This is a genomic window from Streptomyces sp. NPDC058308, assembly GCF_042880275.1.
In the GTDB taxonomy this organism is placed as follows: Bacteria; Actinomycetota; Actinomycetes; order Streptomycetales; family Streptomycetaceae; genus Streptomyces.
This window is the reverse complement of record NZ_JBHVZA010000042.1, coordinates 1-16,686: the sequence shown is the minus strand read 5'-3', so window position 1 is coordinate 16,686 and position 16,686 is coordinate 1. Positions and strand designations below refer to the sequence as shown.

At 71.8% G+C, this 16,686-nt stretch carries 14 protein-coding genes; 7 read left to right on the top strand and 7 right to left on the bottom strand.

All coding sequences use genetic code 11. The annotated features are described in order from the left end of the window. Nucleotides 1-43: 43 nt before the first annotated feature. Nucleotides 44-1,498 carry an amino acid permease gene (locus ACFVYL_RS34895; protein WP_389723308.1) on the bottom strand — a complete coding sequence of 485 codons (1,455 nt, stop codon included), beginning with the start codon at nt 1,496-1,498 and terminating at the stop codon, nt 44-46. A gap of 262 nt (nt 1,499-1,760) precedes the next feature. Between ACFVYL_RS34895 and ACFVYL_RS34890 the strand changes: the two genes are divergently transcribed. Continuing rightward, nucleotides 1,761-2,339, top strand: a complete 579-nt coding sequence (locus tag ACFVYL_RS34890; RefSeq protein WP_389723305.1) for a biotin transporter BioY — start codon at nt 1,761-1,763, stop codon at nt 2,337-2,339. Nucleotides 2,340-2,352: 13 nt separating this feature from the next. Here the strand turns inward: ACFVYL_RS34890 and ACFVYL_RS34885 are convergent, their stop codons facing one another. Beyond that, nucleotides 2,353-3,651 (bottom strand): FAD-binding oxidoreductase, encoded by a 1,299-nt coding sequence (locus tag ACFVYL_RS34885; protein WP_389723379.1) that lies wholly within the window; start codon nt 3,649-3,651, stop codon nt 2,353-2,355. Between the two features lie 226 nt (nt 3,652-3,877). Next, nucleotides 3,878-5,347 (bottom strand): amino acid permease, encoded by a 1,470-nt coding sequence (locus tag ACFVYL_RS34880; RefSeq protein WP_389723302.1) that lies wholly within the window; start codon nt 5,345-5,347, stop codon nt 3,878-3,880. Nucleotides 5,348-5,532: 185 nt separating this feature from the next. Here ACFVYL_RS34880 and ACFVYL_RS34875 point away from each other — a divergent pair, with 185 nt between their 5' ends. After that, entirely contained in the window at nt 5,533-6,018 is a 486-nt protein-coding gene (locus tag ACFVYL_RS34875) for a ribose-5-phosphate isomerase (protein ID WP_389723299.1), read from the top strand. Nucleotides 6,019-6,204: 186 nt separating this feature from the next. After that, nucleotides 6,205-7,017 (top strand): Fpg/Nei family DNA glycosylase, encoded by an 813-nt coding sequence (locus tag ACFVYL_RS34870; protein ID WP_389723296.1) that lies wholly within the window; start codon nt 6,205-6,207, stop codon nt 7,015-7,017. Between the two features lie 52 nt (nt 7,018-7,069). Here ACFVYL_RS34870 and ACFVYL_RS34865 read toward each other — a convergent pair whose 3' ends face one another. Beyond that, nucleotides 7,070-8,299, bottom strand: coding sequence for a GNAT family N-acetyltransferase (locus ACFVYL_RS34865; RefSeq protein ID WP_389723293.1), 1,230 nt, complete (start codon nt 8,297-8,299; stop codon nt 7,070-7,072). 151 nt (nt 8,300-8,450) lie between these two features. On the opposite strand from ACFVYL_RS34865, the gene ACFVYL_RS34860 reads away from it, so the two are divergent. Beyond that, nucleotides 8,451-9,635 (top strand): PP2C family protein-serine/threonine phosphatase, encoded by a 1,185-nt coding sequence (locus ACFVYL_RS34860; RefSeq protein ID WP_389723290.1) that lies wholly within the window; start codon nt 8,451-8,453, stop codon nt 9,633-9,635. Between the two features lie 10 nt (nt 9,636-9,645). After that, nucleotides 9,646-10,767, top strand: coding sequence for a hypothetical protein (locus ACFVYL_RS34855; RefSeq protein WP_389723287.1), 1,122 nt, complete (start codon nt 9,646-9,648; stop codon nt 10,765-10,767). On the opposite strand, the gene ACFVYL_RS34850 is transcribed toward ACFVYL_RS34855, so the two are convergent. The 3 genes from ACFVYL_RS34850 to ACFVYL_RS34840 form a co-directional block, all read right to left on the bottom strand. Further along, the gene (locus ACFVYL_RS34850) at nt 10,695-11,906 is read right to left on the bottom strand and encodes a cation:proton antiporter (protein ID WP_389723284.1); all 1,212 of its coding nucleotides are present in this window, start codon (nt 11,904-11,906) and stop codon (nt 10,695-10,697) included. The two genes, ACFVYL_RS34855 and ACFVYL_RS34850, sit on opposite strands and share 73 nt — an antisense overlap. A gap of 168 nt (nt 11,907-12,074) precedes the next feature. Beyond that, entirely contained in the window at nt 12,075-12,350 is a 276-nt protein-coding gene (locus ACFVYL_RS34845) for a DUF397 domain-containing protein (protein WP_389723282.1), read from the bottom strand. Further along, nucleotides 12,310-13,158, bottom strand: coding sequence for a helix-turn-helix domain-containing protein (locus ACFVYL_RS34840; protein ID WP_389723279.1), 849 nt, complete (start codon nt 13,156-13,158; stop codon nt 12,310-12,312). Before ACFVYL_RS34840 ends, ACFVYL_RS34845 begins: the two co-directional genes overlap by 41 nt. A gap of 200 nt (nt 13,159-13,358) precedes the next feature. Here ACFVYL_RS34840 and ACFVYL_RS34835 point away from each other — a divergent pair, with 200 nt between their 5' ends. Beyond that, nucleotides 13,359-14,189 carry an ABC transporter ATP-binding protein gene (locus ACFVYL_RS34835; RefSeq protein ID WP_389723277.1) on the top strand — a complete coding sequence of 277 codons (831 nt, stop codon included), beginning with the start codon at nt 13,359-13,361 and terminating at the stop codon, nt 14,187-14,189. Then, nucleotides 14,189-16,642: an ABC transporter permease gene (locus ACFVYL_RS34830; protein ID WP_389723274.1), complete on the top strand. Its 2,454-nt coding sequence runs from the start codon at nt 14,189-14,191 to the stop codon at nt 16,640-16,642. The genes ACFVYL_RS34835 and ACFVYL_RS34830 overlap by 1 nt, the downstream gene beginning before the upstream one ends. The last annotated feature ends 44 nt before the right edge of the window (nt 16,643-16,686 follow it).

Genomic DNA, 16,686 nt, shown 5'->3' with positions numbered 1-16,686 from the left:
GGACACGACGCTCACACGTTGTGAAGGAACGCGCACATCAAGTTCACCTGTTGTTCACGCGTGCCGCACGCCACTCCCGCAGCCCCGCGACCGCGAGGACGAGCCCCGTCGCCCCCGCCGACCAGAGCAGCTGCGGCCGCGCCGCGTCGTCCGTCAGCATCAGCACGAGCACCGCGGCCATGGCGGCCAGCGCCGCCCACGTCAGATACGGGAACGCCCACATCCGCAGCACGAGCCGCTCCGGCGCCTCGCGCTCGATGCGCCGGCGAAGGCGCAGCTGCGAGAGCGCGATCAGCGCCCAGACGAAGAGGAGCACCGCGCCGACCGAGTTGAGCATGTAGAGGAAGACGGAGTCCGGCCACTTCAGATTGAGCAGGACCGAGACGAAGCCGAAGGCGACGGACGCGAGGACCGCGCGGCGCGGCACCCCGCCCCGGCCCACCGTCAGCAGGGCCTTCGGCGCCTCACCGCGCTCGGCCAGCGAGAAGACCATCCGGGACGAGCCGTAGAGGTTGGCGTTGAGCGCCGAGAGCAGCGCCACGAACACCACGATGTTCATGATCGTCCCGGCGGACGGCACCCCGATCGAGTCGAGGACCGTCACATACGGACTGGCCCCGGCCTTCTGCGCCGTCCAGGGCAGCACCGTCACGATGACCAGCATCGACCCGACGTAGAAGAAGAGGATCCGGTAGACCGCGCTGCGCACCGCGCGGGCCACCGAGCGCACCGGGTCGTCCGACTCGGCCGCGGCGATCGTCACGACCTCCAGACCGCCGAACGCGAAGACGACCGCGAGGACCCCGGAGACGACGCCCTCCCAGCCGTTCGGCAGGAAGCCGCCCTGCCCGGTGAGGTTCGTCAGGCCCACCGGGTCCGTGTCCGGGAGCACCCCGAAGGCGGCGAGCAGACCGAGGACCAGGAACGCCACGATCGCGAAGACCTTCAGGGCCGCGAACCAGAACTCGAACTCGCCGAAGTTCTTCACCGAGGTGAGGTTGGCCGCGGTGAAGACGACCATGAAGATCAGCACCCAGGCCCACTGCGGCACCGCGGGCGCCCAGCCGTTCGCGATCTGCGCGGCGCCGGTCGCCTCCACGGCGAGCACGACGACCAGCAGGAACCAGTAGAGCCAGCCGACGCTGAAACCGGCCCAGCGGCCGAGGGCGCGCTCGGCGTGCACGGAGAAGGAGCCCGACGCGGGCATCGCGGCGGACATCTCGCCGAGCATCCGCATCACGCACATCGCGAGCGCGCCCGCGATCAGGTACGAGACGACGATGCCGGGACCCGCGACGGAGATCCCGGCCCCCGACCCCACGAAGAGCCCGGCGCCGATCACGCCGCCGAGGCCGAGCATGGTGAGGTGGCGCTGCTTGAGGCCGCCCCCCAGGGGCTCCGGGCCGGTTCCCGGCGCGGGCGGGCATTCAGCGCTCGGGGAAGGGTGCGCACAACCCCCGGTGCCGGGTGCCGATTCGTCGGGGGTTGCGTCGTGCATGGTGCTCAGGCTGCTCTCGGGCTCACAGAACTTTGGTGGGACCCTACAGTCTCCCCGCGCGGCAGCCCTTCGCGCAAAACGAGGCACCCACCCGCCGACCTCCGTGACGAGCATCACGCCGCCCGAGGTGTACACGCGTTCCTTTGTACGGAGCCCACCAAGGCCCGGCCCCGGGGTTGTCGCCCGGTGACCGTGTTGCCGCGCCGGGGCCTGGGATAGCGTCGACGCGTCCCCACCTGCCCTCCTTCCCGCGGAGTCACCGATGAGCATCGCCGCTGCCACCACTCGCCCCGGCCAGGTCCTCGCCGACCTGCTGCCCGCGTCCCGCGTGAAGGACGCGGCTCTCGTGCTCGGCGGCGCCGCGCTCACCGGGATCGCCGCCCAGATCGCGGTGCCCGTGCCGGGCTCCCCGGTGCCGGTGACCGGGCAGACCTTCGCCGCGCTGCTCGTCGGCACCTCGCTGGGCGCCCGCCGCGGCTTCCTCTCGCTCGCCCTGTACGCCCTCGTGGGCATGGCGGGCATGCCGTGGTTCGCGCAGGCGGGCTCCGGCGTCGCGGCTCCCTCCCTCGGCTACGTCCTCGGCATGCTGCTCGCCGCCACGGTCGTGGGCGCCCTCGCCCGCCGCGGCGGCGACCGCTCCGTGCTGCGCACCGCGGGCACGATGGTCCTCGGCTCCGCGATCATCTACGCGGTCGGCGTCCCCTACCTGGCCGCCGCCACCGGCATGTCGCTGGCCCAGGCCGTCGCCGCCGGGCTCACGCCCTTCCTGATCGGCGACGCCCTGAAGGCCGCGCTCGCGATGGGCGCGCTGCCCACGGCGTGGAAGTTCCTCGACCGCTGAGCGGCCACCGCGGTCAGTCGATGTCGATGTCGACGTCGATGTCGATGTTGTAGATGTCGATGTTGTAGTTGTTCCTGAAGAGGTTCGCCGGGTCGTACGTGGCCTTCACAGCGGCGAGCCTCTTCAGTGTTTCCGGGTCGTACAGCCCCTGTGGCCGGTCGTTGCCGCCGAAGACGAAGTTGAGCGAGCGCCCCAGGGTCTGCGGCGCCACGAGCCCGAACGCCTCCGCGTGCACCTTCCGGAGGGCCTCGACGCCCGTCCCGTCCAGCGGCGACAGGAGCCGGACCAGCCAGCCCGCCTCGCGATAGGGCACCGCGTTCCGCGCGGGCCGCGCCAGCGCGCCGCCCAGGTGGTTGAACTGCAGGATGTGCATCGAGGCCGCCCGGGGCCCGGCCAGCGCGAGGATCTCACCGGCCGCCGTCACGTCGAGGCTGCTCAGGACCGCGTTGTCGCCGTAGAAGGCGTGCGGGAAGTCCGGGTCGCCGTGGATCGTGGGGCTCTCGGCGTACGGCATCTCCCGCAGCGTGTCGGACACCGTGGGCCCGAGCTCCCGCAGCGGCGCCACGATCCGCTCGCCCTCGGCCTGCGAGCCGGTGAACGCGACCCGGATCAGGACGAGGTAGCGGCCCTTCAGGTGGGGCGGCAGATGCGGGAGGTCCGGGTACACGATCGCCGCGAGGGACGACGTCAGCTCGTCGGGCAGGGTCCGCGTCCACTCCTCGTAGCCGCGCAGCACGGCGGCCGGGTCGACCACGGTGCCGTCGAAGGCGAGGGCGCCGCCGTACAGCCTGGCCACCGGCACGAGGCCGATCTCAAGGTCCGTGACCACGCCGAGGTTCGCGCCGCCGCCGAGCAGGCCCCAGAAGAGCTCCGGCTCGCGCTCCGGCGTGACGTGGCGCGGGACGCCGTCCGCGGTGACGACGTCGACCGAGCGGACGTGGTCGGCCGCGTACCCGAACTCCCGGCCCAGGATGCCGAGTCCGCCGCCGAGTGTGTACGAGACGACACCGACGCTCGGCGCGGTGCCGTTCAGCGGGGCGAGGCCGTGCGGCGCCGCGGCCTCGGCGACCCGGCCCCAGCGGGCGCCCGCGCCGACGGTGACGGTGCGCGCCCGCGGGTCCACCCGGACCGAGTCCATGCGCCGGGTGCTGATCAGGACGCCGCCCTCCGAGTCACCGGGCACGCCGTGCCCGGTGGCCTGCACGCCGACGGGCAGGCCGGCCCCGACGGCGTACGACACCGCTGCGACGACGTCGTCGGCGCTCTCGGCGCCGACGACGAGGGCGGGCCGCGTCGCGAAGCCGGTCTGCATTCCGGCGAGTTCCTCCTCGTACCCGGCGTCCTCCGGCCGGAACGCGAATCGCTGTGCGGTGAAGTCCACGGGTGCCTCCGTTGTCTGGTCCGACACGGAGAGCATTACTCACCGGCGGGACGCCCCGGCGTCAATTCCTCCGTGGTTCCACCGGAATTCCGGTGGACGACACAGCCCCCGCGGGTCCGCCCGCGGGGGCTGTGGGGGAGTGCGGAGGGCGCCGGGGTCAGGCGTCGGTCCGGTCCGCGCCCGCGGTGTCCCGTGGCCTGACCTTCTCCCGTACGAGCGAGAAGACGACCACGAACGCGGCCGCGAGGAGCGAGAGGAGTACCTGCTTGCGGCCGGTCTCGTCGGTCAGCATGTAGACGAGCACGAACGAGATCATCGCGATCGTGACCCACGTCAGGTACGGGAAGAGCCACATCTTCACGACGAGCTTCTCCGGCTCCTCGCGCAGGATGATCCCGCGCATCCGCAGCTGCGTGAAGCTGATCATCAGCCACACGAAGAGGGCCACCGCGCCCGAGGAGTTGAGCAGGAAGTCGAAGACGGTGTCCTTCCACTGGTAGTTGAACCAGACGGCGACGAAACCGAAGACGACGGAGCCGAGGATCGCGGCCTGCGGCACACCGCGGGAGTTGGTCCGCGCGAAGGCCTTGGGCGCGTCGCCGCGCTGACCGAGCGAGAAGGCCATGCGCGATGCGGTGTAGAGGCCGGAGTTGAGGCAGGAGAGCACGGCGGTGAGAACGATGACGTTCATGACCTGACCGGCGTGCGGGATGCCGATCGAGTTCAGCGCGGCGACGTAACTGCCGTCCTTGGTGATCGACTTGTCGTTCCACGGCAGGAGGGTGATGACGACGAGGATCGAGCCCAGGTAGAAGACGCCGATGCGCCAGATGACGCTGTTCGTCGCCTTGGTGACCGCGCGCTGCGGGTCCTCGGACTCACCGGCGGCCAGCGTGACGATCTCGCTGCCCATGAAGGAGAAGACGACCATCAGCACACCGGTGAGGATGGCGCCCGCGCCCTTGGGCATGAAGCCGCCCGCGTCCGTGAGGTGCGCGAATCCGTCGCCGGGGTTGTCGGAGCCGGGCAGCACGCCGAAGACGGCGAGCAGGCCGATGATCACGAAGCCGCCGATGGCGACGACCTTGATCCCGGCGAACCAGAACTCGAACTCGCCGTAGGAGCCCACCGAGACGAGGTTCGTGGCGGTGAGCACCACCATCACGATGAGCGCCCAGCCCCACTGCGGGACGGCGGGCACCCAGCCGTTCAGGATCACGGCGCCCGCGGTGGCCTCCACCGCGAGGACGACGACCCAGAAGAACCAGTACAGCCAGCCGATGGAGAAGCCGGCCCAGCGGCCGAGCGCCTGGTCGGCATAGGTGGAGAAGGAGCCGGATGCGGGCCGTGCGGCGGCCATCTCGCCGAGCATCCGCATCACGAGGACGACCATCGTGCCGACGAGGGCGTACGAGACGAGGATGGCGGGCCCGGCGGCGGCGATGCCGGAGCTGGAGCCGACGAAGAGGCCGGCGCCGATCACACCACCGATGGCGATCATGGAGAGGTGGCGGTTCTTGAGACCCGCTTTCAGGCCGTCGCCGTGGTCACCACTGTCGCCAGACCGCGGATCCCCAGGGGGATGGGGGGTGCTGTCTGCCTTCGCAAGGGAGGGTTGCGAGGTCATGGACGAATCCTTAAGTTCTCGGGTCACGAGCCCCCGCATTCAAACTCAGGGGTGAACGGGACGGAAGTCCTGAATCCGGATTGTTGTATTACCGACGAATGGCCTGGACCAAGGTCCCGACCTGGGAGATCAAGGAACCGCCCCGGTCGCGGCTACCCGCCTCCCGGCGTGCCACACTCGGACCCATGCGCGTGTACCTCGGCTCGGATCATGCCGGCTACGAACTCAAGAACCACTTGGTCGAATGGCTCAAGGGCCACGGCCACGAGCCCGTCGACTGCGGGCCCCACATCTATGACGCCCAGGACGACTACCCGCCGTTCTGCCTGCGCGCCGCGGAGAAGACCGCCGCGGACCCGGAGGCGCTCGGCATCGTCATCGGCGGCTCCGGGAACGGCGAGCAGATCGCCGCGAACAAGGTGAAGGGCGTGCGGGCGGCCCTGGCCTGGAGCGAGCAGACCGCGGCGCTCGGCCGTGAGCACAACGACGCGAACGTGATCTCGATCGGCGGCCGCATGCACACGCGGGAGGAGGCGACGAAGTTCGTCGAGATCTTCCTGGCGACGCCGTACTCCGGTGAGGAGCGGCACACGCGGCGCATCGAGATGCTCTCCGCGTACGAGGAGTCCGGGGACCTGCCCCCGATTCCCGAGGGCCACCCCCAGCAGTAGCCGCCGCGTCGGGCTCCGCCCCGGGCACCCGCACCACCAGCGGCCGCCACGGGGCTCCGCCCCGGACCCCGCTCCTCAATCGCCGGAGGGGCTGAATCCCAGCGAGCGCGGGGTTTCAGCCCGTCCGGCGTTTGAGGACGAGCCCTGAAGGCGATTCTTTTCACCGCACAACCCCCGGAGGGACCCGTGCCGGAGGGGCACACCATTCACCGGCTCGCGGACGACCACCGTGAGCGGTTCGCCGGAGAGCCGGTGACCGTACGCAGCCCGCAGGGCAAGTTCGCCGACAGCGCCGCCCTGCTCACCGGACAGGTGATGGAGGCCGCCGAGGCCCACGGCAAGCACCTCTTCCTCGGCTTCGCCGACACCGGGTGGATCCACGTCCACCTCGGGCTGTTCGGCAAGTACACCCTCGGCGCGACCCCCGCCCCGCCGCCCACGGACACCGTCCGCCTCCGCCTCCTGACCGACGCGTACCACTCCGACCTCCGCGGCCCCACCACCTGCGCCCTCATCACGGACGACGAGAAGCAGGCGATACACGACCGGCTCGGCCCGGACCCCCTGCGGGACACGGACGGACCGGAGAAGGCCTACCGCCGCGTATCCCGCAGCCGCACGACGATCGCCGCCCTCCTCATGGACCAGAAGGTCATCGCGGGCGTCGGCAACGTCTACCGCGCGGAGGTCCTCTTCCGGCACGGCATCGACCCGTACACCCCGGGCAAGGACGTCACCGAGGCGCAGTGGAACGCGATCTGGGCGGACCTCGTCGCCCTGATGCGCGAGGGCGTCCGCCTCAACCGCATCGACACCGTCAGGCCCGAGCACACCCCCGAGGCGATGGGCCGCCCGCCGCGCGTCGACGACCACGGCGGCGAGGTCTACGTCTACCGCAGGGCGAACCAGCCCTGTCACCTCTGCGGCGGCGAGATCCGCACCGCGGACCTCGCGGCCCGCAACCTCTTCTGGTGCCCGGCCTGCCAGCGCCCCGCTTGAGATCACCCCGACCGCATCACGAGTCCGGGGATATGACACAGGCTCTGAGGCCTCAGAACCCGTGCGGCAGCCAGGGGGCCACGTCCGAGCCGAAGGCCACCGAGGCCTCGGTCAGCGCTCCCTGGCGCAACTCCCGCACCCGGCCCGCGCCCGCCAGCGACGTGAGGGACACGCCTCCCAGGTAGGCGGAGCCCAACTCCCGTATGGACAGGGCGAGATCGGCCGCGTCGGCCGTGCGCTCGCACGACGCGCCCTTCGTGTCACCGGTGAGCCGCCAACGCCCCTCGTTCCAGGGGCAGAACGCGTCCTCGACCTCGAACACCACGTCCAGGGGCGTCTGATACGTACGCGCCTCCAGCGCCGCGCCCACGTCCACGAGCCGTACGTACAGCGCGTCGGCCACCTTCAGGTCGCACCGGCGCACGTCCGAGACGAGCTGGAGCAGCGGATCGTCGACCGGCCGGTTGCGAGCAAGGACCGACGACGTGAGGTCGATGCCGAAGAGGAACCGCCACAGCGCCGCGTACGCCGCCGGGTCGAGCGCCTCGATGTCGCGCAGCCTGACCTCGCCCTTGGGACCCTGCGAGTCCCACTCGGGCTTGACGGCGAACCGCACGTACCCGACGAGCTCGCCCGCGCGCTCGGCGACCACGCACTGAAGCGGTGACGCGCCGTCCCGGTTCTCCTTCGGGTCGAGGAGGACGAGCCGCTCCCAGCCCGGCCGGCGGGCCAGCATGCCAGGGCGCCCGGTGACCCGGCGTGCGTACAGGGCCTCGCACGCCTCGTGGACGTCGGCGGGCTCCGCGTACCGGACAAGTACGTCATCGGTACCGACGGGGACGGACAGCCGCACCCGGGTCGTATCGATGCCGGCCCGCATCTGCTGGGTGCCCGCGCCGTACCCGAACCGGCCGTAGATGACCGGCTCCGACGCGGTGAGCACGGCGAGCGGCTCGCCCCACGCACGCACGTCGTCCAGCTGCCGTCGCATCATCGACGTCAGGATCCCGCGCCGCCGGTGCGTGGCCGCGACGCCCACCATCGTCACGCCCGCCGCGTCCACCAGCGCGCCGCCCGGCACCGAGAGACGGAAGGAGAACGCCCCCGCCGACCCCACGCACGCCTTCCCGTCCCACACGCCGATCGACCGGTCGTACTCGGCGAGCGCGCGCCACAGCTCCTGTTCGTCCTCCGATTCGGCGACGCCGCCGAACGCGAGCTCCAGAGCTCCGTACCACGTCTCCCAGTCGTCCTCGCCGAGCACTCGTATGTCTGTCGTCATATGCCATGACTATCAGGGCAACAGGTCTGCTGCGACAGGGTTTCCGCGCCCCGGTGAGCCCGTCGCCGCCCGTTCCCGGCGTGCCTGGGACGGGGGACAACTGGGACCTCCCGTGCGAAGTGCGCGGCTCGCTGGATAAGGTCCACGAGCAATGGCGGTACGAAGAGAAGGGCGCCCACGGCGCGAGCGAGGCGAGCGGCGTGCGCAAGCCGAGACGTTCACGGCCCGGATGAAGAAGCGTCTGCACCGGGTCCGCATCGTGCTGCGCAAATCCGGGGTCGACTACTTCCGCGGCGACGGCTCCGACTGGATCGCCCTGGCCGGGCTCCTCCTGACCGTCCCCGTGATCACGTCCGCCACGATCGTCAACAGCGTCTGGTGCTCGCCCGCCGCACTCGTCCTGCCCATCGTCGCGGGCGGCCTGCTCCTGCGCCCCGCCAGTCTGCTCGGTCTGTACGCGGCGTCGGCGGTGGCCCTCATCGTCGAGTCCGTCCAGCTCGGCCCGTACGCCGAAGGCGTCTCCCGGGTCACCCCTGGCACCGTCCTCGTGGTCGCCGCCTGCGGCTTCTTCGGCCTCCTCATCGCCCAGTTCCGCAGCCGGGTCGGCGTGCCCTGGCGCGGCGGCGGCACGATGCTCTTCGACCTGCGCGAACGCATCCGCGTCCAGAGCAAGTTGCCGAAGCTGCCGCGCGGCTGGCACCGCGAGATGGCGCTGCGCCCGGCCGGCGGCCAGTCCTTCTCCGGCGACTTCGTGGTCGCCGCCCGCACGAACGGCGGCCGCACCCTGGAGGCCGTGCTCACCGACGTCTCGGGCAAGGGCATGGACGCGGGGTCGCGGGCGCTGCTTCTCTCCGGGGCGTTCGGCGGCCTGCTCGGCTCCCTGCCCCCGCACGCCTTCCTGCCCGCCGCCAACGGCTATCTGCTCCGCCAGGACTGGGACGAGGGCTTCGCGACCTCCATCCACCTCGTCCTGGACCTGGAGACCGGCGACTACGAACTCTTCTCCGCGGGCCACCCGCCGGGCCTCCAGCTCAGCGCGGGCAGCGGCCGCTGGGAGGAGAAGACGGGCCAGGGCCCGCTTCTCGGCGTCTACGACGGGGCGCAGTTCGACCCCGTCAAAGGCGTCCTGCGCCCCGGCGACGTCCTGATGCTCTTCACGGACGGCCTGGTGGAAACCTCCGACCGCGACATCGCCGAGGGCATGGACCGTCTGACGGGTGAGGCCGACCGGTACGTGGCCGGAGGCTTCCACGGCGCGGCCTGGCACCTCATCGAGGCGGTCGCGAAGGACGTGAACGACGACAGGGCGCTGCTGTTGATCTGCCGGGAGGCGTGAGGTGGGCGCCGTGCGGACGCCGGTGAGCGGGCTCGTGCGTGTGGAGTACGGGCAGCTCTACGTGGAGAGCGATCCGGACGGGGCGGGGGCGGATTTCCACGACGCGTGCGCGGGCCAGGAGAACGGGCTCTGCGGTGCCGCGATACCCGGCTTCCTGTACCTGGTCTCGGGCCTGCACACCGGAGAGATCCACTTCACGGTGGAGGTCCACGAGGGCCCGCCGCTCCTGGAGGACCACTGGGAAGAGATCGTCGAGGTCTCCTTCCGGCCGGTGGGCCCCGAGACGGCGCTCGACCTGTGGGGTGGCATGGGGAGCTTCCCGCTCGGACTCGAAGAGATCGACTACCGGGTCCGCTACTGCGGCAGCAGGCTGGACGAAGCTCGTGAGAGGGAGGACGAGTTCCTCGAGTCCCCCGGCATCGAGGAGCACCTCCTGCAGTTCTGGCCCGCACCGCCGGAACGCGACCGTCTCGTCAGGCAGACCGGAAACAGCGCCGCGTACTGGCACAGCACCGCACGCGATCTCCCTTCCGCCGAGCAGCGGGCCGAGGCGAGACGCCGCCGGCGGTCGGCGGAGGAGTGGGCCGCGCGGGAGGCGAGGGAGCGCCACGAACGGGATGAGTGGGGTGGCGAACTCCCCGGCGACCGCCTGCGGAACGTGGGCGGCAACAAATGGGGGCTCATCGAGCTCGCCCCCGAACTCGCCCACGCCCTGGACCGGTTGGCCCCGGAGCGACAGCGCGCCGTCGCCCGCTGGGCCATGCGCCGCGCTGCCGAGGCGGCCGGGCTCGACCGCGTCGCCTGGATCGCCCCGGCGCTGGCGGCGGCCGAACGCGGGGAGCCGCTGCCCGCGCCCTTTGACGACCAGGGCCGCGTGGTGGACCGCATGTTCGCCGACCCGGCCGTGCCGGACACCACCGTGGCCCCGGCCCGCCCTGGGCATCCGGCGATCCGGCAGCAGTTCCTGGCGCTGCCCGCCCTGACCGCCGCGGTCGAGGATGATCCACTGCAGGCCGCCGTGGACGCCCTCTTCGCCGCCGCCGTCACCTACGGCTCCGACTACGGCGCGCTGTTCGCGGAGGCCCGTTCTTCCTTCCCGGACGAACTGGGCCCGGCGGCCGCCACCGCGTAGTCACCGCCGCCCGGCAGCACCCGCGCCAGCCACTCCGACCGCCCTGCCGCCAACGGCCCGAGGACCGCGAGCAGCAGCACGTACCCCGCGATGAAGGGCGAGAGCCGTTCGTCGAGGCCCGCGCCCGCCGCCATCGTGGCGAGGATCAGGGCGAACTCGCCGCGGGCGAGCAGGGTGGTGGAGATGTTGGCCGCGGGGCCCGCGCCGAACCCGTACACGCGGGCCGCGCCGAGTCCGGCGAGGACGTTCATCAGGAGCGTCACCGCGACCGCGGCAAGCACCGGCCACACCACCACCGGCAGGTCGCCGGGGTCGATGGAGAGCCCGAACGCGAAGAAGAAGATCGCCCCGAACGCGTCCCGCAGCGGATGCACCAGCTTGCGGACGCGTTCGCCGGACGCCGTGCTGCCGACCATCAGGCCGACCATGAACGCGCCGATCGCGTCCGCGACCCCGAACCACTCCGAGACCCCGGCGACGAAGACCGCGGCGCCGAGGAAGGAGATGACGAGCAGCTCGTCGTCCCGGGTGTCCATGAGCCGCCCGACGACCTTCGTGCCGAAGCGGGCGACGAGGGCGAGCAGCAGCAGGAAGCCGAACGCCTTGCCGCCGTCCATGACCGCCGCCGCGAGGCTGTCGGCGCCGGACAGGACGGGCTGCAGGGCCGCGAGGTAGAGCGCGAGGAAGATGTCCTCGACGACGATGATGCCGAGGATCGGCTTGGTCTCCGGGTTGCCGAGGCGGCCCGTGTCGACCAGGACCTTCGTGACGATCGCGGAGGACGAGATGCCGAGGACCCCGGCGAGGACCAGCGCTTCGGAGGTGCCCCAGCCGACCGCGAATCCGAAGCCCAGGCCGGCGCCGACGTTCAGGGCGAGGTAGGTGCCTCCGGCGAGGGCCATCTTGCGGCCGCCCGTCTTGAGGTCGTCCAGGTGGAACTCAAGGCCCAGGTAGAAGAGGAGCAGCACCAGGCCGAGCGCCGAGAGCATCTCCAGGTCGTGGGGGTCGGAGACCAGGACCACGCCGGGGGTGTGGGGGCCGAGGAGGATCCCGGCCAGGATGAAGAGGGGGATGGTGGGGAGTCCGATGCGGCCGCCGAGGCGGGCGAGGACGGCGGCGGCGAGGAAGGCGCCGCCCATGGCTATCAGGGTGTCTGCGTGTCCGATGGGCCCGCTCCTCCTGTAGGGGTTGGCAAAGAGAGCGTCAAGGACGCGTCAATACTTAGATTACCAAACGACCTACAGGGTGTGCCGGGCCGAACGCCAGGGCCCCGAGGCGGGCGGTCGGGGCCCTGCGTCACGCCAGGCTCAGACGCGGCCCTCCGCCGCCGCTGCGACGAACGCGGTGAAGGCCCCCGGCGCGACGGTGAACGCCGGGCCCTCGGGATCCTTGGAGTCGCGCACGGCGACGTGGGCGCTGAGGTCGGCCACCTCGACGCACTCGCCACCCGTGTCGCCGCTGTACGACGACTTGCGCCAAGCCGCGGGACCAAGCGGAGCGCACTCCACGCACTCGCCGCCCGTGTCACTGCTGTAGCTCGACTTACGCCATGTCGCACCCGTCAGAAGCTGGTTGGTCCCCATAACGTTCCTCCATCACGCGCGCGATCAGTGCCGCCGAGTCCTCCACGGACAGGGCGGATGCCTGCAAGCGAGCGTAACGAAGGGAACTTTCCTTGACCTTCTCGGGATAGGCCGTCATATGCCCCTGCACGAAGTCCTCGGTGTAGATGAGGTCGGGGTCGTCCTCGAAGCGGAGGGTCGTGAACGAGCCCATCAGGCCCGCGTGTTGGCCCGCCGTGAACGGCAGGATCTGGAGGTTCACCCACTGGCTGTCCCGAAGGTCCAGCAGGTGCGTCAGTTGTTCCCGCATGACCTCGCGGCCGCCGATCTCCTGGTGCAGGACCGCCTCGCTGAGCACCACCCACACCAGCGGCGGATTCTCCTGCTCCAGGATGCGCTGCCGCTCCATGCGGGCCGCCGTCCGGGCGTCGAGATTTTCGTCCGTCAGGACGCCGAGAACGGCGCGCGCGTACGCCTCCGTCTGGAGCAGTCCGTAGACCAACTGCGCCTGGAATGTGGAGATGTACGAGGCCCGCGCCTCCATCTCCGCGTACGCCTGGAACCAGCTCGGCAACTGGCTTCGCAGGACGAGGCCCACGAGGCGCGACAGCTGGCCTTCCGTCCCCAGCGCCGCGTCCACCCGCTCGGAGAAGTCCCGCGTCGGCACCCTCTTCGTCGTCTCGATCTGGCCCACCAGGGAGCCCGTACAGAAGATGCAGTCGCCCAACTGTCCCTGGCTCAGTCCGGCGGTTTCCCTGAGGCGGCGCAATTCGGCGCCGTAGTAGTCGAGGGGTGAGGCGCTCGCGTCGAGCGCGCGGGGCTGGGTCACGTAGGCCTCCAACGCCACGGAGGGTTGAATCCGGTCCGTGTTCAACCGTAAGCAAAAAGTCACCGAGTGGTGGGGCGAACGCCTCAACTGGGGTTAACCCCACCCCGGGTTCGCCAGCCGTCCTCATGGTCCACGGCACCCCCTGATCCGTACGTTCGAACCATCGACCAGGAACGTACGAACGGAAGGCGGGCACAGCCATGGGGCTGCGACGGAAGAACCGGGCCGAAAAGGGCAGCACGAAGGTGGCAGCGGTGCCTCCGATGCCGAGTGCCCTGCCCGGCGACTGGGCCGTCGAGCTGCGCGGAGTCCGCCGTCAGTACGGCCGCGGCTCCGGCGCCGTGCACGCCCTCGCGGGCATCGACCTCGCCCTGCCCCGCGGCAGCTTCACCGCCGTCATGGGCCCCTCCGGATCCGGCAAGTCCACCTTCCTGCAGTGCGCGGCGGGCCTGGACCGGCCGAGCGCGGGCACCGTCCACCTCGGCGGCACCGAGATCACCGGCATGAGCGAGAACAAGCTCACCGCGCTGCGCCGCACCCGCCTCGGCTTCGTCTTCCAGGCCTTCAACCTGCTGCCCTCGCTGACCGTCGAGCAGAACGTCGTCCTGCCGATGCGCCTCGCGGGCCACCGCCCCGACCGCCGCAAGGCCGCCGAGATGCTCACCCGCGTCGGCCTCGGCGACAAGGCGCGCCGCCGGCCCGGCCAGCTCTCCGGCGGCCAGCAGCAGCGCGTCGCCATCGCCCGCGCCCTGGTCACCGAGCCCGACGTGATCTTCGCCGACGAGCCGACCGGCGCCCTGGACACCACCACCGCCACCGAGATCCTCGGCCTGCTGCGCTCCGCCGTCGACGCGATGAACGCCACCGTCGTCATGGTCACCCACGACCCGGCCGCGGCGGCCTACGCGGACCGCGTCCTCTTCCTCGCCGACGGTTCCCTCGTCGACCGCCTCGAAGGCGCATCCGCCGCGCAGATCGCGGCCCGGATGACGAGCCTGACCGCCCCGGCGTACGCGGGGGTGGCCGCGTAATGGCGTACGTCCCCAACGGCCTCGCCCGCGCGGCCGTCCGCTTCAAACCCGCCGCCTTCGCGGGCACCTTCGTCGCCCTGATGATGGCCTCGCTGATCGTGGCCGCCTGCGGAATCCTCCTGGAGACCGGGCTGCGCGCCTCCGTGCCGCCCGACCGCTACGCGGGCGCCCCCGTGGTGGCCGCCGCCGACCAGTCCGCCCACTTCGTCACCGGCAGCGGCGACAGCAAGTCCGAGTCGGACACGCCGCTGCCCGACCGGGCGCGGATCGACGCCTCCCTGGTCGCCGAGGCGGGTGCGGTGCCCGGCGCGCGCACCGCCGTGCCCGACGTCACCTTCCCCGTCCAGTCCGGCGGCAAAGACGTCACCGCGCACGGCTGGGGCTCCACCGCCTTCACCGGCGAGAAGCTGACCGCGGGCCGCGCCCCGCACCCCGGCGAGGTCGTCCTCGCCGCGCCCGGCGCCACCGTCGGCGACCGCACCACGCTCACCACCGCGGACGGGCCGCGCGACTTCCGGGTTTCCGGCACCGTACGGGCCGGGCAGGCCGCCCCCACCGCCTGGTTCGCCGACTCCGATGCCGTACGCGTCTCCGGCCACCCGGGACGCGTCGACGCCGTCGCCGTACTGCCCAAGGACGGCGTCCCGGCCGACGCCCTCAAGGCACAGGTGGCACACGCCCTCGGGGGCAAGGCCAAAGTCCACACGGGCGACGACCGCGGCGCCGCCGAGGGCTCCGAACTCGCCTACGCCAAGGAGCTCCTGACCGCGCTCGGCGGCTCCTTCGGCGGCATCGCCGCCCTGACCGCCGTCTTCACCGCGGCCGGCACCGTCGCGCTCTCCGTCGGCCAGCGCGCCCGCGAGTACGCGCTCCTGCGCGCCATCGGCACCACCCCGCGCCAGGTCCGCCGCACCATCGCCACCGAGACGCTGCTCGTCGCGCCCTTCGCGGGAGCGGTCGGCGTGCTGCCCGGCATCGCCCTGGCCAGTTGGTGGTTCGGGCAGCTGAAGGAGAAGGGCGCCGTCCCCGAGGCCGTGGACCTGTCGGTCTCCTTCATCCCGCTCGTCTCCGCCGTCGGCGTCGCCGTCCTCACGGCGCTCGGCGCCGGCTACCTGGCGGCCCGCCGTCCCTCCCGCATCAAGCCGGGCCAGGCACTCAGCGAGGCCGCCACGGAACGGGCGTCGCTCGGCTGGATCCGCACCCCGCTCGGCATCGCCGCGGCGGTCGGCGGCGCGGTCTTCGCCGGATTCGCCGCGAACAACACCGGCGACGACGCGGCGAACGCGGCGCTCGGCGTCGTCATGCTCTTCATGCTCGCCGTGGCCCTGCTCGGCCCGCTGGTGGCGCGCGGCTGCGCCGCCTTGTTCGGGCTCCCGCTGCGCGGCGCGGGCGCCGCGGCCTCGCTGGCGGCCGCCAACTCCCGTACGAACGCCCGCCGGCTTGCCTCCGCGATCACTCCGATCGTGCTCGCCATGGCCTTCTCCAGCGTCCTCGTCTTCATGCACACCAGCGAGGACCGGGTCGCCGCCGACCAGCAGCGCGCGGGCATCACCGCGGACCACATCGTCACCTCCGACGCGGGCCTCGCGCCGGGCACGGTGGCCAGGGCCGCGCACGCCGACGGCGTCACCTCGGCCGTCGGCCTGCTCAAGACGTCCGTCCTCGTCCCGCTCGGCTCGGGCGGCGACCGCTGGCTGGAGTCGGCGTCGGCGCAGGGCATCACCGGCTCCGCCGCCGACCTGGCCGACGTACAGGACCTGAAGGTCGAGACGGGCGCCCTCACCCTCGGCAAGGGTGAGATCGCGATCGACGCCCGCCTCGCCGACTCCGCCCACGTGAAGAAGGGCGAGCGCATCGACATCCGCATGCCCGACGGCACCAAGGCGTCGCCGAAGATCGTCGCCACGTACGGCAGGGGCCTCGGCCTCTCCCAGGTGACCATGCCCGCGGCCGACCTGAAGCGGCACGTCACCTCGTCCTTCGCCACCGAGGTCTGGACCAGGGGCGGCTCCGCGCAGGCCCTCGCCGGCCTCGGCACCCTCCAGGACCGCGACGGCTACGCCACCGCCCAGTCCCTGGACCGCGAGCTCAACGCCTGGGCCAACACCACGATGGCGGCCGTGCTCGGCGGCTTCGCGGCCATCGCCGCGGTCAACACCCTGGTGATGACGGTCCTCGACCGCCGACGCGAGCTCGGCACCCTGCGCCTGATCGGCTCCACGCGCCGCCAGGTGATGGGGATGATCCGCTGGGAGGCGCTGCTCGTGACCTGCGCGGGCATCGTCATCGGCTCCGCCATCGCCCTGGCCACGCTCGTCCCGATGATGAACGGCCTGACCGGCGAATCCCCGTACGTACCCCCGGTGTTGTACGGCTCGTTCGTGGCCGCGGTCCTGGTGCTGGGCCTGGCGTCGGCGACGATCCCGGCGCGGGCGGCGCTGCGGGCCAGGTGATGGAGGGACGGCAAAGGCGCGCCCGGCGGTGAAGTACACCGCCG